This is a genomic window from Treponema sp. C6A8 (assembly GCF_000619925.1).
Taxonomy (GTDB): Bacteria; Spirochaetota; Spirochaetia; order Treponematales; family Treponemataceae; genus Treponema_D.
Genome location: NZ_JHVB01000011.1, coordinates 1 through 16795, shown reverse-complemented (window position 1 = coordinate 16795; position 16795 = coordinate 1). Strand labels below are relative to the sequence as shown.

General features: G+C 42.4%; 13 protein-coding genes, 2 tRNA genes and 2 rRNA genes. 4 read left to right on the top strand and 13 right to left on the bottom strand.

Features of this window, described 5'->3' with window-relative positions:
- Window positions 1–13: 13 nt before the first annotated feature.
- The 6 genes from T530_RS0109745 to T530_RS14115 form a co-directional block, all read right to left on the bottom strand.
- Window positions 14–973, bottom strand: a complete 960-nt coding sequence (locus T530_RS0109745) for an ABC transporter ATP-binding protein (protein WP_027728842.1) — start codon at window positions 971–973, stop codon at window positions 14–16.
- Window position 974: 1 nt separating this feature from the next.
- Window positions 975–3050, bottom strand: a complete 2076-nt coding sequence (locus T530_RS0109740; protein ID WP_027728841.1) for a dipeptide/oligopeptide/nickel ABC transporter permease/ATP-binding protein — start codon at window positions 3048–3050, stop codon at window positions 975–977.
- A 9-nt stretch (window positions 3051–3059) separates the two neighbouring features.
- Window positions 3060–4175: an ABC transporter permease gene (locus T530_RS0109735; protein WP_027728840.1), complete on the bottom strand. Its 1116-nt coding sequence runs from the start codon at window positions 4173–4175 to the stop codon at window positions 3060–3062.
- Between the two features lie 21 nt (window positions 4176–4196).
- Entirely contained in the window at window positions 4197–5873 is a 1677-nt protein-coding gene (locus T530_RS14820) for a GGDEF domain-containing protein (protein WP_081773714.1), read from the bottom strand.
- 53 nt (window positions 5874–5926) lie between these two features.
- The gene (locus T530_RS0109725) at window positions 5927–7750 is read right to left on the bottom strand and encodes an ABC transporter substrate-binding protein (protein WP_038074384.1); all 1824 of its coding nucleotides are present in this window, start codon (window positions 7748–7750) and stop codon (window positions 5927–5929) included.
- Between the two features lie 94 nt (window positions 7751–7844).
- Window positions 7845–8468: a regulatory protein RecX gene (locus T530_RS14115; protein WP_051537933.1), complete on the bottom strand. Its 624-nt coding sequence runs from the start codon at window positions 8466–8468 to the stop codon at window positions 7845–7847.
- Between the two features lie 131 nt (window positions 8469–8599).
- On the opposite strand from T530_RS14115, the gene T530_RS0109715 reads away from it, so the two are divergent.
- The 3 genes from T530_RS0109715 (at window position 8600) to cysK (ending at window position 10102) form a co-directional block, all read left to right on the top strand.
- Window positions 8600–8673 (top strand) — tRNA-Asp (locus T530_RS0109715).
- Window positions 8674–8867: 194 nt separating this feature from the next.
- Window positions 8868–8940: transfer RNA gene (locus T530_RS0109710), tRNA-Pro, on the top strand.
- Between the two features lie 223 nt (window positions 8941–9163).
- On the top strand, window positions 9164–10102 hold the full coding sequence (gene cysK / locus T530_RS0109705) for a cysteine synthase A (protein WP_027728837.1): 939 nt from the start codon (window positions 9164–9166) through the stop codon (window positions 10100–10102).
- Between the two features lie 161 nt (window positions 10103–10263).
- Here the strand turns inward: cysK and T530_RS0109700 are convergent, their stop codons facing one another.
- The 4 genes from T530_RS0109700 to T530_RS0109685 all read right to left on the bottom strand — a co-directional run bounded on the left by T530_RS0109700 (window position 10264) and on the right by T530_RS0109685 (window position 15029).
- A complete protein-coding gene (locus tag T530_RS0109700) occupies window positions 10264–12141 on the bottom strand; it encodes a fructose-specific PTS transporter subunit EIIC (RefSeq protein ID WP_027728836.1) in 1878 nt (625 codons plus the stop codon).
- A gap of 65 nt (window positions 12142–12206) precedes the next feature.
- On the bottom strand, window positions 12207–13121 hold the full coding sequence (gene pfkB, locus T530_RS0109695; protein WP_027728835.1) for a 1-phosphofructokinase: 915 nt from the start codon (window positions 13119–13121) through the stop codon (window positions 12207–12209).
- Complete coding sequence (locus T530_RS0109690) at window positions 13121–13876, bottom strand: DeoR/GlpR family DNA-binding transcription regulator (RefSeq protein WP_027728834.1); 756 nt, start codon at window positions 13874–13876, stop codon at window positions 13121–13123. Before T530_RS0109690 ends, pfkB begins: the two co-directional genes overlap by 1 nt.
- 67 nt (window positions 13877–13943) lie before the next feature.
- On the bottom strand, window positions 13944–15029 hold the full coding sequence (locus T530_RS0109685) for a sugar-binding protein (RefSeq protein ID WP_027728833.1): 1086 nt from the start codon (window positions 15027–15029) through the stop codon (window positions 13944–13946).
- 464 nt (window positions 15030–15493) lie between these two features.
- Between T530_RS0109685 and T530_RS15155 the strand changes: the two genes are divergently transcribed.
- Window positions 15494–15670 carry a hypothetical protein gene (locus tag T530_RS15155; RefSeq protein ID WP_156011616.1) on the top strand — a complete coding sequence of 59 codons (177 nt, stop codon included), beginning with the start codon at window positions 15494–15496 and terminating at the stop codon, window positions 15668–15670.
- On the opposite strand, the gene T530_RS0109675 is transcribed toward T530_RS15155, so the two are convergent.
- The 3 genes from T530_RS0109675 to T530_RS0109665 form a co-directional block, all read right to left on the bottom strand.
- Window positions 15667–15996 carry a hypothetical protein gene (locus tag T530_RS0109675; RefSeq protein WP_027728832.1) on the bottom strand — a complete coding sequence of 110 codons (330 nt, stop codon included), beginning with the start codon at window positions 15994–15996 and terminating at the stop codon, window positions 15667–15669. The two genes, T530_RS15155 and T530_RS0109675, sit on opposite strands and share 4 nt — an antisense overlap.
- A 464-nt stretch (window positions 15997–16460) precedes the next feature.
- A 5S ribosomal RNA gene (gene rrf / locus T530_RS0109670) occupies window positions 16461–16571 on the bottom strand.
- A 100-nt stretch (window positions 16572–16671) separates the two neighbouring features.
- Window positions 16672–16795, bottom strand: a 23S ribosomal RNA gene (locus T530_RS0109665); the annotation flags it as partial.

Here is a 16795-nt window from a genome sequence, read left to right as displayed (position 1 = left end):
AATCAGAAAGAGGCTATTCCAAAAAACATCTTACGCGGTGGCCGTCTGCAAGCTGGCGGAATTCAGGCAACTCTTTTCGGCAGCGCTCACTCGCGTGAGGGCAGCGGTAGGCAAAAGGACAGCAGTTTTCCTGTTCAAGGGTTGTTTTTACTTCCTTATTTGAAGAAGAAAGTTCGCCTTTAGCGCCGTTAAAAAGCAGTTTTGTGTAAGGATGGAAGGCTGATTTATAAAGGTCTGCTGCAGGTGCTTCTTCTACCAGAACGCCCCTGTACATTACGCCGATTTTGTCACAGAAGTAGCAGGCAACCTTGAGGTCATGGGTAATAAAGACATAAGTAAGGTTTCGGGCCGCTTTAAGGTCACTCAAAAGATTTATAATCTGCCCCTGAATAGAAACATCAAGGGCACTTACAACTTCGTCGCACAGAATAAGACGGGGATTCATAATAAGTCCGCGGGCAATGGAAATACGCTGGCGCTGACCGCCTGAAAACTCTGCCGGGCGGCGGAATAAGTCTTCCCCTTTTAAGCCGACTTCCTTAATGATTTTTTCTGCACGTTCTAATGCTTCTTTTTTGCCCTGCCAGAGGGAAGAATAGCGGAGTCCTGCTGTAATAACGTCAAAAACCGACATTCGAGGGTTCAGAGAGCGGGCAGGATCCTGAAAGATATATTTTACCTCTTCGCGGTAGCGGGAAAGTTCCTTTTTATTCAGGGAAGAAACTTCGAACTTTTCTGTAGTTTCCGGATAGTAGAAAATCTGGCCGGAAGTCTGGCGGAAAAGCTGAATCAGCATTTTTGCAGTGGTGGTTTTTCCGCAGCCTGATTCGCCTACAATTCCGTAAGTAGAGCCGCGCTCAACATCAAAAGAGACGTCGTTTACGGCATATACATTCTGGCGGTTCTTTGCAAAAAAGCCTGCTTCCAGGTTGAACTGTTTATATAGATTTTTTACTTCAATGATATTTTCCATATTAGTTTTCCCCCGAAAGATCTGAGCCCTGAACATCTGCAAGCTGGTCCAGTTTTACCCGTTCTTCTTCGCTGATTGACTGCATGCGGGTGGCAGTATAATGACTTCCAAACTGAGGCACAGCACCAACCAGAGCCTTTGTGTAAGGATGCTTTGGATTTTTAAGGACTTCTTCCGGCCTGCCGCTTTCCATGATTTTTCCCCGGTACATTACTGCAATGCGGTCAGAAATCTGAGCCACAAGGTCTATATTGTGGCTGATAAATATAATAGAAAGATTGCGTTCTTTTTTAAGGCGCAGTAAAAGCGAAACAATCTGAGCCTGAATTGTAACGTCCAGGGCAGTTGTAGGCTCATCCGCAATCAAAAGCTCGCAGTTCTGGGCAAGAGCCAGCGCAATTCCGATTCTCTGAAGCTGTCCGCCGGAGAACTGATGAGGAAAAGCTGTAAGTCGTGAAGCCGGATCCGGAATTCCAACTTCAGAAAGCAGTGCGGACGCCTTTTTGTAAGCTTCTTCTTTTGTAATCTGAGGTTCCAGGATGCGGTAAGTTTCCCAGAAGACACTTCCAATATTCTGCAGGGGGTCAAAACTTCTTCCAGGTTCCTGAAAGATTAAGCTGATTTTCTGCCCGCGGTATTTTCTAAGTTCCGCCTGAGAAAGTTTCATTAAATCTACACCATTGTACAAGATAGTACCGCGGGCAGAAGCGTTGCGAGGCAAAAGTCCCGGGATTGCAGTGGTACTTACCGATTTTCCGCTTCCCGATTCGCCTACGATTCCAAGGATTTCTCCGCGGTGGACTTCAAAGCTGACGCCACGGGCGGCCTCAACAGGGACGAACTCGGTGCCCTGAAGGTTCATGAAGGTGACGTGGAGGTTTTGAACGGAAAGCAGAACCTCTGCGTTAGGGATTGAAGTGGCGGCGAAGCCGTTGCCTTGTGAGCTTTGCGAACAAGGCAATGGAGCGCGGTTAGCGCGGAACCACGGAAAGCCCGACCGCCGCTTGCCGGCGGTAACGCCCCATTTTTTCTTAAACACAGCACTATACGGATCAAAAAAGTCTCGCAGGGTGTCGCCGATAAAATTAAAGGCAAGGGTCACGAGCAGCAGCATGAGAACCGGGTACAAGAGCCAGGGAAAATTCTTGAGGTTAGAAAGGGTTGAAATATCGCGGTTGATAAGGCTACCCCAGCTTACGGCAGGGTCTGCAATTCCAAGGCCCAGGTAAGAAAGAGTTGTTTCGCTCATAATAAAGCCCGGAATGCTGAGGGCGGTACTTACAATCAAAAGGCTGGCAGTCTGAGGAATTATGTGGCGGAATATTACCACAACGGATGGAACGCCTTCCAGAGCGGCATCAACGACAAACTCTTCGCGCTTAACGGCGTGGACTATACCGCGGATTGTTCGGGCAGAGCCAGGCCAGCCGACAAGGGCAAGAATCAGGGTAATTATCATGTAGGAAGTGCCGGTGTCCATTTTTGCGTTGAGAAGGGAGCGCAAAAAGAGGATAAAATACAGCGACGGTATCAGCATAAAAAACTCGGAAAGGCGCATGATGCTCCAGTCGGTAGCGCCACCAAAATAGCCCGAAAGGCCGCCAAGAAGCACCGCAAGAAGCAGGGAAACGGCAGTAGCAACAAATCCGATTGTAAGGGAAATGCGGCTTCCGTAAACTATGCGGGAAAAGAGGTCACGGCCAAGGTTATCGGCACCAAGAAGGTAAACCGGATATCCGTCCTTGCAGCCAAAAAGGTGACGGCTGCAGGGAATCAGCCCCGCAAGTTTGTAAGGCTCGCCTTTAACGAAAAAGTTCAGCTTGTGAATGTATTCGGCATTGCGGACGCGGACGTACTCCCAGGTAATCTGGTTGATTACGCGGTATTCGCGCACTTTTGGACCGCGCAGGGTCAGCTGAACGTTGGCAGGGTGATAGGTATTCTGCTCAAAGCTAAGCGTTGCGGGGTAAGGGGCAAAAAAATCCGCAAAAATCATTACAAAATAAAGAAGAGCCAGAAAAATCATCGAAAGAAGGGCAAGGCGGCGAACCTGTAAAAACTCAAAAAACTTTTTCATATGCACTCCCTACTCTTTTCCGTATCTGATTCTTGGATCTACAAGGGCAAGAAGGATATCGCTTACAATCATGCCGATTAATACAAGAGCCGAAATAAACATGCTGTTTGCAAGTACAAGATTGATGTCCTGCTGCATTACAGCTTCGTACATAAGCCTCCCGATTCCGGGATATGCAAAGATAATTTCCAGAACCAGCGAACCGCTGAAAAGAGAAGCCAGCAGGTTTGCGCTTCCTGTGATGTACGGATTTAGCGTATTTCGGAAGGCGTGATTAAGATAAACGCGCTTTTCTGAAATGCCGCGGGCGCGCAGGGCAAAAATATAAGGCATACCCATCTGGTCAAGCATTGTGGCACGGATCATTCGCATTGTGCCTCCAACCCCGCCAACAAAAGAAACTAAAAGCGGCAGAAAAATATGGTGCGTATAGCTGAAAGTAAAACGCATAGGCGCGTCAGCAAAAGAAAAGTCAGGATAGGCAGTAACCGGGAAAATTCCCGTAACAGCAGCAAAAAGCTGGGCGAGAATCAAAAGCAAAAGCCCCGGAAAGGCGTGAAAAAACAAGGCAAAAAAAGTAACGGCAGTATCAACATTTGTCCCAGCCTTGCTTGAAAAATAAACACCCAGAAAAAAAGAAAAGAGCGTAATAAAAACAAGGGAAATCAGGTTTAATAAAACGGAATTCCAAATTCGAGAGCGGATTAAAAAGCTTACCGGAGCGCGAGAAATAAGGCTTGTTCCTAAATCGTGATGAAGAATAACGCGGTTCAGCCACTTAAAATACTGAACATAAAAAGGCTTATCAAGTCCGAACTCCGCACGAAGCTGCTCAACCTGCTTCTGGTTAAAAATATTATCTTTGTCGGAAGCCTTGCCGCTTTCGCTCATTTTTCCCGAAGAAGAAGAGCCGTCCATGCTGGACATAATCTGCTGGCTCATCATCTGGTCAACAATGTCCCCCGGAGCCAGTTCCATAAGGCCAAAAAGCGAAAAGCCCAGCAGAAAAAGCAGAACCAGCATTGTAATAAGCCGGCCTGTAATAAAAGCTGCCATAGGAGCTTTTTCTTTATAAGCTTTCCATGGTCTTTTTATCTGATAAAGTGATTTTTTAATTATATTCATGCCCCACCCGTACTTTTTATTTTATTTTGTATCCGGCATAGGATTTCTTATTTCCAGACGCCGTTCGGCAAGATACTGCTTTCCGTCAATCTTATAGGCAGTAATATTCTTTCCTTTAGATTTTGCATAGTAAAGATTTTCGTCAGCCTGCTTTACAGGATTTCCAGGCCTTGCACCCACACCAAAGCTTGCTGTAACCCGCACATCTTTTGAAAATTTAAGTCTGCATACCTTATTACGAATCGACTCAGACATTCTGATAACATCCTCAAAAGGAAGATGCTCAAACAAAACTACAATCTCTTCTCCGCCGTAACGGTAAGCCTTTACGAACCTTCCTTCTGCTTCCAGAATTGCAGCAGAAACTGCTTTTAAAACTTCATCACCAAATGCGTGTCCATAAGTATCATTAAGTTTTTTAAAGTCATCCAGATCCATCATTACTGCGGCATAATTTTTATTTGTCTTATCCAGATGATGAATTCTTGAATTAAGGGTACGGCGGTTATAAAGCTTTGTAAGGCCGTCCAGCTGCATTTCGCTGAAAATCACATAAAACAGAATAAGGGCAAGACCAATAATAAAACAGTTAACCAGAATTGCATGAAGAATATCCTGTGTTTTTTCCTTAAGTTCACTGTTCAGAATAAGTTCATTCATGACGGTATTAAATTTTTCTTTTGAGAGCCTTGTATTTTCGGAAATTAAAGAAGCAGAAAGTCTTCTGGAATCAATGGAAATTGTCTGAAAGAGCTGGCTTCTTTCTTTTGCCATTGAAAGGGGCAGTTCTTTCATAAGACGGCCGATAAGCTGGATTTTTTTCTGAATAAAGAAATTATCATCACAAAGCTTTCCGTATTCTTCACAGGCTTCAATTGCAGTCTGATACTCCTGATGATGCAGGGCCCAGATTGCCTTTATGTAATACAAAGGCATATAAAAATCAAAGGCATTAAACTGAGTTATTCTTTCTTTTGGATCTGCATATTTTTCAAAAAGACTGCAGGCCATAACATAAGCTTCATTAACTTTTCCCTGCTCCAGCAAAATCAAAGCTTTAATGGCATTACCGGCACGTTCATAACTTACAGGGAAGAAGGGAGAAAAACTTTCAGTAAGCGGAGCATCAGAAATTATCTGATGGGCTGCAAGAAAGGCTCTGTCATAGTCCCTTATATGAAGTAGATAGGCTGAATAAACCTGAAAAATATGAATACGGGTAAGCACGTTGGAACATTCATAAAAGGAACCGAAGGAAGCCGCTTCATTAATGATATCAAAAGCTTCCTGGTCTCCGTTAATTTCCAGAAAGTATTTTGCCATATTAGCATAAAGGTAAATCGTACTGTCCGTATTATTTGTTCTTTTACTGTAAAAAAGAGCCTTTCCTACATCCTTAAAATAGGAATCCATATTTCCGGCGCTGTAATGTAGGGTTGTAACCAGCAGGTAAATCTGAGCCAGCTGCCCCTCTGAAAGATGCTTTAAATTTGTAAGCGGCAGCAGGAGATTCAAATCATGCTCATAAGAATCTTTTGCATATATCAGCTGATTTATAGCCTTATCAATTACAATCTGATTTTTTGCAATTACAGTATTATCATATGCGGCTTTGATTATTCTAAAAGAAATATTCAATGCAAAAAGAGAAAAAATAATCAAAATTGTAAGTCTGTTTACCTTGCTTCTATACCGCATAAATCAAAAAAAAAGGCCTTACTATTATCTATAAGTATAAGGCAGTTTACCCCCTAGCGCAAATAAATCCACGTAGATTCAGCACCGTTTTTGTTATCGTAATAAAAGTTAGCAAAATCCCAGCGGTTACGCAGGGCAATAAAGCTTCTCGCCCTTACAAGATAAATCAAAGGACACTGCTCCAGAATGATTGCCTGATATTCATCCCAGATTTTTTTTGCCGCCGCCGGATCAACAGTATAGGCACCTTCCTCATAAAGCTGGTCGATTCTTGCTTCCCAGTCAGTTGCAGGAGCTTTCTGAAAAGGATACCAGACATGAAGGTTTCCGTTCGATTTCCATACATTACTGCCCTGAGTCGGAAAATAACTTGTCCCGAAAGCCCCGATGCAGCTCTGCCAGTCAAAGGTAGACATCATCGACTCAATCACTTTCTGAAAGTCCGTCTGACGCACATTTATTTTAATCCCGATTTTAGAAGCTTCATCGCAGATAATCTGGGCCATATCGCTCAAAAGAGTCATCCCCGAATAAATTGCAAGGTCAAACTCCACCTCATTTCCCTCTTCATCGCGCAAAAGACCGTCCTTACCCTGCACAAAACCAGCCGCCTTCAAAAGTTTCAGAGCCCGGTCAATATCATAACGGTATTCAAGCTGGATTTTTTCATTGTAAAAAGGATTTACCGGCGGAAAGAAAAAATACCTCGGCTCGGCAAGCCCCCTGTAAGTCTGTTTTATGATACGCTCGCGGTTTAAGATACAGCTCATAGCCTGACGGAATTCCTTCTTGCAGAACCACTTGTAAAAAGGCTTATCCTCATTCACAGGATTCTGATTAAAAGTCCAGTGATAGCTTGTCATAGAGCCCTGCGCATTAAAAACCGTATAATCATTTTTCTGGTTATTTACAACATCAGAAAGCTCTTCCGGACGCGGAGAATAGGCATCCTTTTTTCCCTGTTTAAAAAGAAGATAATCCGTATTCTGATCGCCCACAATCTGACAGAAAAGCTCTTCATAATAAGGAGAAGAAACACCATTTGCATCCTTTTTCCAGAAATCCGGATTGCGGGTAAAAACAAGACGGCGGCCAGGCACATATTCAGTAATAAAAAACTCACCGCAGGAAGGAATAGTTTTAGGGTCGCAGTCCACGCCAAAAAGATTTTTTACAGCAGCAATTCCGCCCTTTTCTTTTGCAGGCCTGAACAAAAAGGAAGGACAAGGACTCATATTTGCATTCAAAAGCGGCTGGGCAATTATACGGGGAAATACAAAATCAAAATTTTTATCATCAATTTTTATGCAGTCAATATGCCGCCTGCTTCCGTCCGGCAAGGAAATGCACTGGTCCTCATAACCGCCAATCCCCGCTTCTTCATCACCTTCAATTTCGTTGTACCAGAAAACAAAATCATCAGAAATTACAGGGATTTTTTTATCACTTCCGTAAAAGCTCCAGTATAAATCGTCCCGAAGCCTGCAATGCAGGGTTAAAGTCTGCTCTTTTTCGTTAATTTCAATGTCAAAAGAAGCCATACGGGGCTGCCATACTTTATTTACACTATCGTAATCAAAAAGCCCGTCCAGAGTCTTTGAAATAATTGCGTAGCTGCTTCCGTCAAAATTTCCCACAAGCTGATTAAAGGTCTTTGGCTCAGAAATAATCGTATCGTACCAGATTCCGCCCTTTTTTCCCGGAACAAAAGGCTGGTTTTCAAAAGGCTTAGAAATGGATTTTTGAATAAACTCGTAGTCAACAGATTTTTGCAAAGCCTCTATTTCTTCAATCGTCATTTCCGGCGTTTTTGAACATGAAGCAAAAATCACCCCGCTCACAAAAATAATCCAAAATCCAGTTTTTTTAATTTTCATCTGGCGCCAGTCCCCCTTCCCAGTCGCATTTCGCACTTCGCTAGCCGCTCATTCGATGCAAGCAAAGCTTGCTTACGAACGCCTCCGGCGGTGCTCAATTCTCGTGCGTAGTTTCCTCTTCACTGATAATGTTCTTTACCATTTTATAAGAAAAACCCGCTTTTATCATCGCATTTACAAGTTTTTCGTCGCGTTTTCCGCTTTTTAAAAGCTTTTTATAAGCTTTACGGCAGATTTCTTCCTCATCGTTTTCAGAAAAAAACTCATTCAGAGCAGCAGCCGCCTCTTCCCTTCCTATTCCGCGGGAAGAAAGTTCAGCCAAAAGCCGGGTTCGCCCTTCATAGTGATTTGTTCTTCGCGAATTCAGCCAGGCTGTAGCAAAGCGGCTGTCACTCAAAAGATTTTTGCTTTCCAGAAAATCAAGAGCCATCTGAATGTATTTTTTTTCATAGCCCTTCTGAACAAGTTTATTAGTCAGATTAAAACGGCACTGCTCGCAGCGCGCAAGATAAGTTATTGCCTTAAGCTCCACTACCGCCGCAAGCCCCGCATCCAGAATCTCAGAAAGCTCTTCTTCTGTTTCAAACTCCGCACCGGCATAAATCGAATCAAAATCTATCGTTAAAAGATATTCTTTTCTCAGGTAAAAAATTGCCCCCTGATCCGGTGTAATTTTACAAAGCCCGGTAGAAGTCGGCTCAAACTTTTTGATAATCATATTCCTATTATAGCACAAAAAAAGTCTCCTGCCCCAGCAAAAAAAAGTTAAAAAAAATTGAAAATTTTTCAAAAATTCTGTTTTGACCTATTGACCAAAATAAGAGAAGAGTATATATTATTAAACATCACGCGGGTGTAGCGAAGCTGGTTATCGCGCTGGCCTGTCACGCCGGAGATCACGGGTTCGAGCCCCGTCACTCGCGCTAAAGCCTTCCAATCCGGAAGGCTTTTTTATTTGTGACTACCTTTTTGGTTGGTAGCGCAAATTAAGTAAATCCTAAAACGACCCTCTCGGCTCGTTTTTTAACGGATTTGCTATTTACAGGTTCGGGACGTTGAGGTCGCTGGTTCGAATCCGGTTTACCTAACTATAACGGACTTTACTACATAAAGAATCCGGGTATTAGCGCAGTTGGTAGCGCGCGACGTTCGGGACGTTGAGGTCGCTGGTTCGAATCCAGTATACCCGATATTTTAATAAGAACTTCTAAGAAATTAGGAGTTCTTTTATTTTTTAACCAACGTCTTCGACTGGAAGCCGAATCCCCCCACCTTCCTTCATAATTTTTCCACTTTCCGTTTAATTACCTATTGACAAAGTAGGGAAATAATATAAAATTAGAATCACAAAACCTACTAACATAATGGGTAATCAAAAAAAACTAGCCGGAAAACGGCAGACAGGAGCAGACTATGGCAGATATAAAACAGAGCGCATTGGAATTGATTGGCGGAACACCGCTTTTACAGTTGAACGGCTATTCAAAAGCAGCAGATATTAAAGATGCAAAAATTCTTGCAAAACTTGAATATTTAAATCCTGCAGGAAGCGTAAAAGACCGCGTTGCGCTTGCAATGATTGAAGATGCAGAAGCAAAAGGAATCTTAAAGCCAGGTGCTACAATCATCGAACCGACTTCTGGTAATACAGGTATTGGTCTTGCCGCAGTTGCAGCAGCTAAGGGATATCACGCAATCCTCACCCTTCCTGACACAATGAGTGTTGAACGCAGAAACCTTCTCAAGGCTTACGGCGCTGAAATTGTTCTTACAGAAGGTGCAAAAGGAATGAAAGGAGCCATCGCTAAGGCAGAAGAGCTTCACGCTGCAACTCCTGGTTCAATCATCGCAGGTCAGTTTGTAAACCCTGCAAACCCTGCAATCCACAAAAAGACAACAGGTCCTGAAATCTGGAAACAGACAGATGGAAAAGTTGATATCTTTATTGCCGGTGTAGGAACTGGCGGTACTGTAACTGGTGTTGGTGAATATCTTAAAGAGCAGAATCCAAATGTAAAAGTAATTGCTGTAGAACCAGCAACAAGCCCTGTATTGTCAAAGGGAGAAGCCGGTCCTCACAAGATTCAGGGAATCGGCGCAGGCTTTGTTCCGGATGTTTTGAATACAAAAATCTATGATGAAATCATCACAATCGAAAATGAAGATGCTTTTACAGAAGGACGCAAGTTTGCACAGAGCGAAGGAATCCTTGTCGGTATTTCAAGTGGTGCCGCTCTCAAAGCTGCGGCAATCGTAGCTTCACGCCCTGAAAACAAGGGAAAGAACATTGTAGTTCTTCTCCCGGATTCAGGTGACCGCTACCTTTCAACTCCACTCTTCAGCAACAACTAATCCTTAAAAAAAGGGGCATAAAGAAAACTTCTTTATGCCCCAACAGAGGATTTATTTATTACAAAAGTTGTAAACTAATATTGTAACAATGTTTATCGCCACAACTTCGCGTCAGCGAAGTTCCAGCAGCATAACACCACTGCAAATTTCAGTTCCCGTTGTTATGCTACGTCTTTCTTTAAAATTCCTAACATCAGACAGGTAACAGCAGAACCAATCAAAAGAGCAACAATATACATTACAGGATTTCCAACTACAGGGAATACGAATACACCGCCGTGTGGAGCCATCAAAGTACATTTGAATGCCATAGAAAGAGCGCCGGAAACAGCACTTCCTACAATACAAGATGGAAGAACATGAGCAGGATCAGCTGCAGCATAAGGAATAGCGCCTTCAGTAATGAAAGAGAATCCCATGATAAAGTTTACAGGACCAGCCTTTCTTTCTTCTTCTGTGAACTTTTTCTTGAAAATGATTGTTGCAAGAGCAATTGCAATAGGAGGAACCATACCGCCAACCATTACAGCAGCCATGATATTATAGTGACCTTCAGCAAGCATACCTGTTGCAAAAACGTAAGCAGCCTTGTTTACAGGACCACCCATATCTACAGCCATCATACCGCCAAGAATAAGACCAAGAAGGATTGCGCTTGTTCCGCTGATATGATTAAGACCTGCATTCATCCAGCTGTTAATTGCACCTACAATAGGCTCAACGATGTAGTTCATGCCAAGACCTACAATCACCATACCAATCAAAGGATAAATCAAAACAGGTTTAAGACCATCAAGACTCTTAGGAAGAGCGCTGAACCATTTTTTCAACAAAAGACAGGTATATCCGGCAAAGAAACCAGCTACCAGAGCACCAAGGAAACCAGAAGTTCCGTTAGCAGCCATTGCACCACCAAGGAAACCAAGGGCAAGACCAGGACGGTCAGCAATACTGTAAGCAATAAAACCAGCCAGAACAGGAAGCATAAAGCCGAATGCAACGCCGCCTACTTTTCCTTTAAGGAAGGCAGAAATAGGAAGCATAGAACCAAATGTGCCGTCAGGAGTAATTCCATTCATCTTACAGTAGATACCATCAAAGAGGAAGGCAAGAGCAATAAGAATACCACCGCCAACAACGAACGGAAGCATATGTGATACACCAGTCATAAGGTGCTTGTAAGCTGAATTTCCACCAGTCTTCTTTTCTGTATCAGATGATTTTGCAGTAAACACAGGAATATCTCCTTTTAATGCGTTTGAAATAAGTTCATCGCTTTTATTAATTCCATCAGCTACACGGCACTGAATAACCTTCTTGCCGTTAAAGCGTCCCATAGGAACGTTTACGTCAGCAGCAACAATAATTGCTGCAGCGCTTGAAATTTCAGCTGCAGTCAATTCATTCTTTGTTCCTGAAGAACCACGAGTTTCAACCTTAATTGCAACTCCGGCACGTTCAGCAGCCTTTTTAAGGTTTTCTTCAGCCATGTAAGTATGGGCAATACCTGTAGGACAGGCTGTTACTGCAAGGATTTTTGCACCGGCTGAAGAACCAGACTGAGCAGCGTCGGCAGCATCTTTTGCAGTTTCCGCAGCATCAACAGCGGCAATAAATTTTTCTACAGAATCAGCCTTCAAAAGTGATGCAGTAAAGTTTTCGTCCAAGAGCAGAACAGAAAGCTTACTCAAAACATCAACGTGAACATTCTCTTTAGTATTAGGAGCAGCAATAAGGAAAATAACCTTTACAGGCTCTCCGTCAGGAGCATCATAATCAACTCCAGCAGGAAGTGTCATTGCAGCAAGACAAGGAGCCTTTACGCTGTCACTCTTACAATGAGGAATTGCAACCCCTTCTCCAACGGCAGTTGTACTTTCTTCTTCGCGTGCAAGAACACCCTTGTGATACACCCCTATATCACTGATTTTTCCGCTTTTTGCCATAAGATCAACCATCTGTTCAATGGCATCAGCTTTGTTTTTTGCAGATCCGTTCAGCTTAATGCAAGCCGGATTCAACAAATCTTTAATTCTCATAATTCCTCCTATTTTTCTTATGAAAACTTTTTCTATAAAAAACTCCCGAAGAGTCCTCCAACAAACTAATCAAGCGCTTTATACGACGAAATAATTTTCTCTACATCCGATTTAGTTGCCAGTTCTTCTGAGCCGGCGCTGGCAGTTCCTGTACAAAGCCCCATTTTCAATGCTTCTTTATAAGAACCGCTCTTTATATAACCTGCAATAAAGCCTGCGACCATAGAGTCACCAGCTCCGACAGAGTTTACAAGTTTACATTCCGGTGCAGGCCCCTGATAAATATTTCCGTCAGCAGCCGCAAGCACAGCACCTTGCCCAGCCATAGAAACCAGAACATTCTGAGCCCCCATTTCCTTAAACTTCATAGCATAAGGAATAACTTCATCGCGGGTTTTCAGTTCCACGCCAAAAATCTCTCCAAGCTCGTGATTATTGGGCTTTACCATAAAAGGCTTATAAGCAAGAGATTTTTTTAAAAGGTCGCGGGTTGCATCAACAACAAAACGCACGCCTTTAGCTTCAAGCCGGGCCATAATATCACTGTAAAAAGTCTGAGGCAAAGTCTGAGGAATGCTTCCTGCCAGAACAAGAGCATCATCCCTACCAAGCTTATCAAGCTTTTCAAAAAGAGCCGAAATATCAGCCTCAGAAATAAAAGGTCCCTGTCCGTTAATTTCAGACTCATTATCTGAACGAAGCTTAACGTTTATTCTGGAAAATCCTTTTTCAACCCTGATAAAATCACAGTCAACATTTTTTTCAGAAAGCAGCTTTTCAATCTGATTTCCTGTAAAACCTGCTGTAAAACCTAAAGCCTTATTCTTAAAGCCCAGATTCTGCAGCACAATAGAAACATTTATTCCCTTTCCGCCCGGAAAAATCTTTTCAGCTTTAGTACGGTTTACAGAACCAGTCTGAAAATGCTCAACGTCAACTATATAATCCAAAGATGGATTTACCGTCAAAGTATAAATCATCAGTCTTTTACCTCAATTACATTGTTATATGAACGATAGCCCTGAGAATCATCACCCAGACTGGAAGTAATTACAGTTGCATCAGAAAAATCTGCAAAAGTAACACAAGAAATCTGCGAAAACTTTGTAGCATCACAAAGCACATAACGCTCGCGGGTGCGGTTCATAGACATTTGTTTTACAAGAGCTTCCTTTACGTCCGGAGTACTGAAGCCCCCCGAAGGTGTTACGCCGTTGCTGCCCCAAAAGCCCTTGGTAAAATGATACTTAAAAAGTGTGAGGATAGCCTCTTCTCCAACCACAGCTTCGGTTGGAAATTTGATTTCGCCGCCAAGAATGTACGTTAGAAATCCTGCTTCAGAAAGCTTTCTTGCGTGCGAAAATCCGTTTGTTACAAAAGTGGCATTTTTAGCCATAATGAAAGGAATCATAAGTTCCGTAGTTGTACCTGCATCCAGATAAACAAAATCATCATCATTGATGAGCGATGCAGCATATTTTGCAATTGCAATTTTTGAATCTTTATTCTGTTCTTTTCTGAAATTTACGCTTTCATCCCTTCGTGAAAAAGTAATATCTTTAGCGATTGCACCGCCGTAAACCTTTTCAATTCTGCCCTGAGCATCAAGCTCATTTAAATCGCGGCGGATTGTAGATTCCGAAGTATCCAGTTCCTTCATCAGCATCTGGATGGTCATACTGCGGTTTTCATTTACAAGATTTACGATTTTACTCTGTCTGGCTTCTGAAAGCATATTAAACTCCTGGTGTAACAAAATGACAGGGCAGTTTTTACCCTGCCCGTCACTTTAATAATTCAAATTACATCTGTAATTTTGTCTTAGCACCATTATAGTCAATATCAATCAATTTCTGAATATTATCTTTGTCGATTGCAGTAATAGCAGACTGCTGAGCAGGAACCTGTTTTTTACCATTATCGCTGAAGGCAGTCATAGTTGGACGCTCACCCTTAAGGATTCTTTCAGCAAGAGCAAGAACGTCTTTTTCCAAAGTATCAGTATCGTTGAATACAGTCATAGACTGTTTGCCGTCAACAATGTACTGCAAAGAAGCAAGTTCAGCATCAAGACCTGTTGTGTAGTATTTAGTTACAGCAGAATCTTTTGCAAACTCATCACCCATAGAGCGGGCAGTACCATCATTTGGAGAAAGAACAAAACATACGCCTTTTTCGCTGTCCTTAAGCATAGTCAGGTTATCAGCAGCGCGTTTTTTAGCAACATCAAAGTCCCAGTCAGTTGTGATCTGATCGATGATTTCAGACATTTCACCGCGAGTAAGCTCTTTCTTGTTCTGAAGGGCAACAGCCTTGCTAGAGTTACGGATTACAAAAGTACCGTCAACGATTTTAGGCTGCAAAACTTCCCAGGCACCGCCAAAAATAAGGAATGCATTGTTGTCAGATGGAGCGCCGGCATAAAGGAAGAGAGAGTTTCCCTTGCTGCCAGGTTCAGTGTGATCCAAAAGGTACTGAGCCTGAGCCATACCAACCTTGTGGAAGTTGAAAGTTACAAAGTAGTCAACAGCATCAGTATTCAAAATAAGACGGTCATAACAGATAACAGTTACGCCGTTTTTGTGAGCTTCTTCTATAGCAGAAGCGGCAGCAGTAGATTCAGGTGTAGAAATAATAAGAACCTTCATTCCCTTGTTGATAAGAGTGTCGATATTTGTACGCTCAAGGTCAGAGCTTCTCTGACTGTACATAATTTCTGCAGCGAACTTATCCTTTACAAGAGCAGCAAAGTTTTCGCCCTCACGACTCCAGCGAGGTTCTGCGTTAGTTGGAAGCACGATTCCAATGTCAACTTTCTTTTTGCCGCAGCTCATAAAAGACAAAGCCATAGCTCCGGCCAAAACCATTTTAACTAATGTTTTTTTCATAAAAATAACTCCTATTTTGAACGATTCTGACGTCCTCCTGTCATACTCGTTCATTCTAGAATTCATTTTAACCCATATTCATCCATTGTCAATCTTTTTCTTTCATTATCCGTCATTTTTTTTCAACTTTTAGCCCCTTTTTACCCAAAACTTAGTCACAGTCCGTCATTTTCTTTTATTTTCAGGCGTGGGCCGTCCACCCAGTCGCAACTACGGGTTCGCTAACGCTCAGTCGGCTCCACTACCGTTCCGCCGACCAGGCCCTGCGTTTCTCCCGCCGGCTGTCATCTGAAATTTTGAATTATCATTCTCCTATTTTATAATTTTCCAATTATATTGCTTATGTTCTTTGGGATATAAAAAATGGAATAATCGGTGACAGAAGTCTTGCAGAAGAGGAAACATCAGACATATCAAAAACTTTAACTGATTATTTCAATAGTCAGGAGAATATAGCGGATAAATTGGAAATCAGCTATTCTTATTTTGCAAAAGCAGTTTATGATAATCCTGTAGCTAATCAATATGTTGTTATTGTGAACAGTTTTTATGGAAATAAAGAAAAAGAATACAGTTTCACAATGTTACAAGGATTAGAACGCTATCATATAGATGCAGTTGAAGAATGTTACGTACCTTAATCTTCACACACAACTTCTGCTGATATGAAATTTCCATCCTCATCAAAATAAATATATAAAATCCAAACAGTTAGAAAACCTTCTGATTTTAGCCAGTAGTAAACTACAGTGTCTTTTTGCGTTCGTTCAAGTTTCGGGTCGCCAAGAAAATCAACTATTTCCGACCGATTAAGCTTTTCCGCATTTAATTTTTCACAAAGCGAATCGACCATATAATATCGATTTTTCCCTTTAATCCATTGTCTTTTATTAAATGCCATTTTCTTATGTGTACATGAACACAGCAAAATGCAAAGAAATATAAATAATAGTAATCCTTTTTTCATTAATCTTATTATATCACATAACTGTTTTTTTCGAGGAAAGACTATTTTCTGTAAGACTGTTTTATACGTAATAATCAATGCATTAAGGGGAAATATTCAAAATCGGAAGGAAAGACTAAGTCTTTAACAGTGCCCCGGCTCACAGGCAGCTACCAGCCGATAATCGTAAATCCGTTAAAAAACGAGCCGTCAGGGTCGTTTAAGGATTATCCGTATAAACGGCTCCGAGCGCGATTAATCGCGCGAGTCGAATATATTAACAGGAATAATTTAATAACGGAAGTGCATCTTTCCTACCTGCTTTGTCGTAAATGCTTCGCATTTACTTACCCTCAAACACTCCGTGTTTTCGGCGTCGCAGCCGCTTCGCGTCTGCTTACCAACTACACTGCTCTTCAGCGGGTTAAAAAGAAAAAGCTCCCGGGTTGCCAGGGAGCCTTGGAATATGAGCGTTAAATAAAAAAAACTGGCAGCTACCTACTTTCCCGCTGAAGAGCAGTATCATCGGCGTAAGAGAGCTTGACTTCCGTGTTCGGTATGGGAACGGGTATTGCCTCTCCACTATGGCCACCAGTATTTTATACTAAGTTATAAACAAGGGCCGTTAGAGCATTTTCTGCTGCACGACCGGAGCGTCTTTAATGAAGTATCCGTATTGTAAACGGAGATGAGAATATGGTCAAGCCTCACGACCTATTAGTAATGCTCGGCTGAACACATCGCTGTGCTTACACCTGCATCCTATCAACCAGATAGTCTCTCTGGGGTCTTCAGAAGACTTATAGTCTTAGGGAAGTCT

Coding starts and splice junctions, on each gene's coding strand:
- T530_RS0109745 (WP_027728842.1), bottom strand. CDS start 973: ATGGAAAATATCATTGAAGTAAAAAATCTATATAAACAGTTCAACCTG.
- T530_RS0109740 (WP_027728841.1), bottom strand. CDS start 3,050: ATGAAAAAGTTTTTTGAGTTTTTACAGGTTCGCCGCCTTGCCCTTCTT.
- T530_RS0109735 (WP_027728840.1), bottom strand. CDS start 4,175: ATGAATATAATTAAAAAATCACTTTATCAGATAAAAAGACCATGGAAA.
- T530_RS14820 (WP_081773714.1), bottom strand. CDS start 5,873: ATGCGGTATAGAAGCAAGGTAAACAGACTTACAATTTTGATTATTTTT.
- T530_RS0109725 (WP_038074384.1), bottom strand. CDS start 7,750: ATGAAAATTAAAAAAACTGGATTTTGGATTATTTTTGTGAGCGGGGTG.
- T530_RS14115 (WP_051537933.1), bottom strand. CDS start 8,468: ATGATTATCAAAAAGTTTGAGCCGACTTCTACCGGGCTTTGTAAAATT.
- cysK (WP_027728837.1), top strand. CDS start 9,164: ATGGCAGATATAAAACAGAGCGCATTGGAATTGATTGGCGGAACACCG.
- T530_RS0109700 (WP_027728836.1), bottom strand. CDS start 12,141: ATGAGAATTAAAGATTTGTTGAATCCGGCTTGCATTAAGCTGAACGGA.
- pfkB (WP_027728835.1), bottom strand. CDS start 13,121: ATGATTTATACTTTGACGGTAAATCCATCTTTGGATTATATAGTTGAC.
- T530_RS0109690 (WP_027728834.1), bottom strand. CDS start 13,876: ATGCTTTCAGAAGCCAGACAGAGTAAAATCGTAAATCTTGTAAATGAA.
- T530_RS0109685 (WP_027728833.1), bottom strand. CDS start 15,029: ATGAAAAAAACATTAGTTAAAATGGTTTTGGCCGGAGCTATGGCTTTG.
- T530_RS0109675 (WP_027728832.1), bottom strand. CDS start 15,996: ATGAAAAAAGGATTACTATTATTTATATTTCTTTGCATTTTGCTGTGT.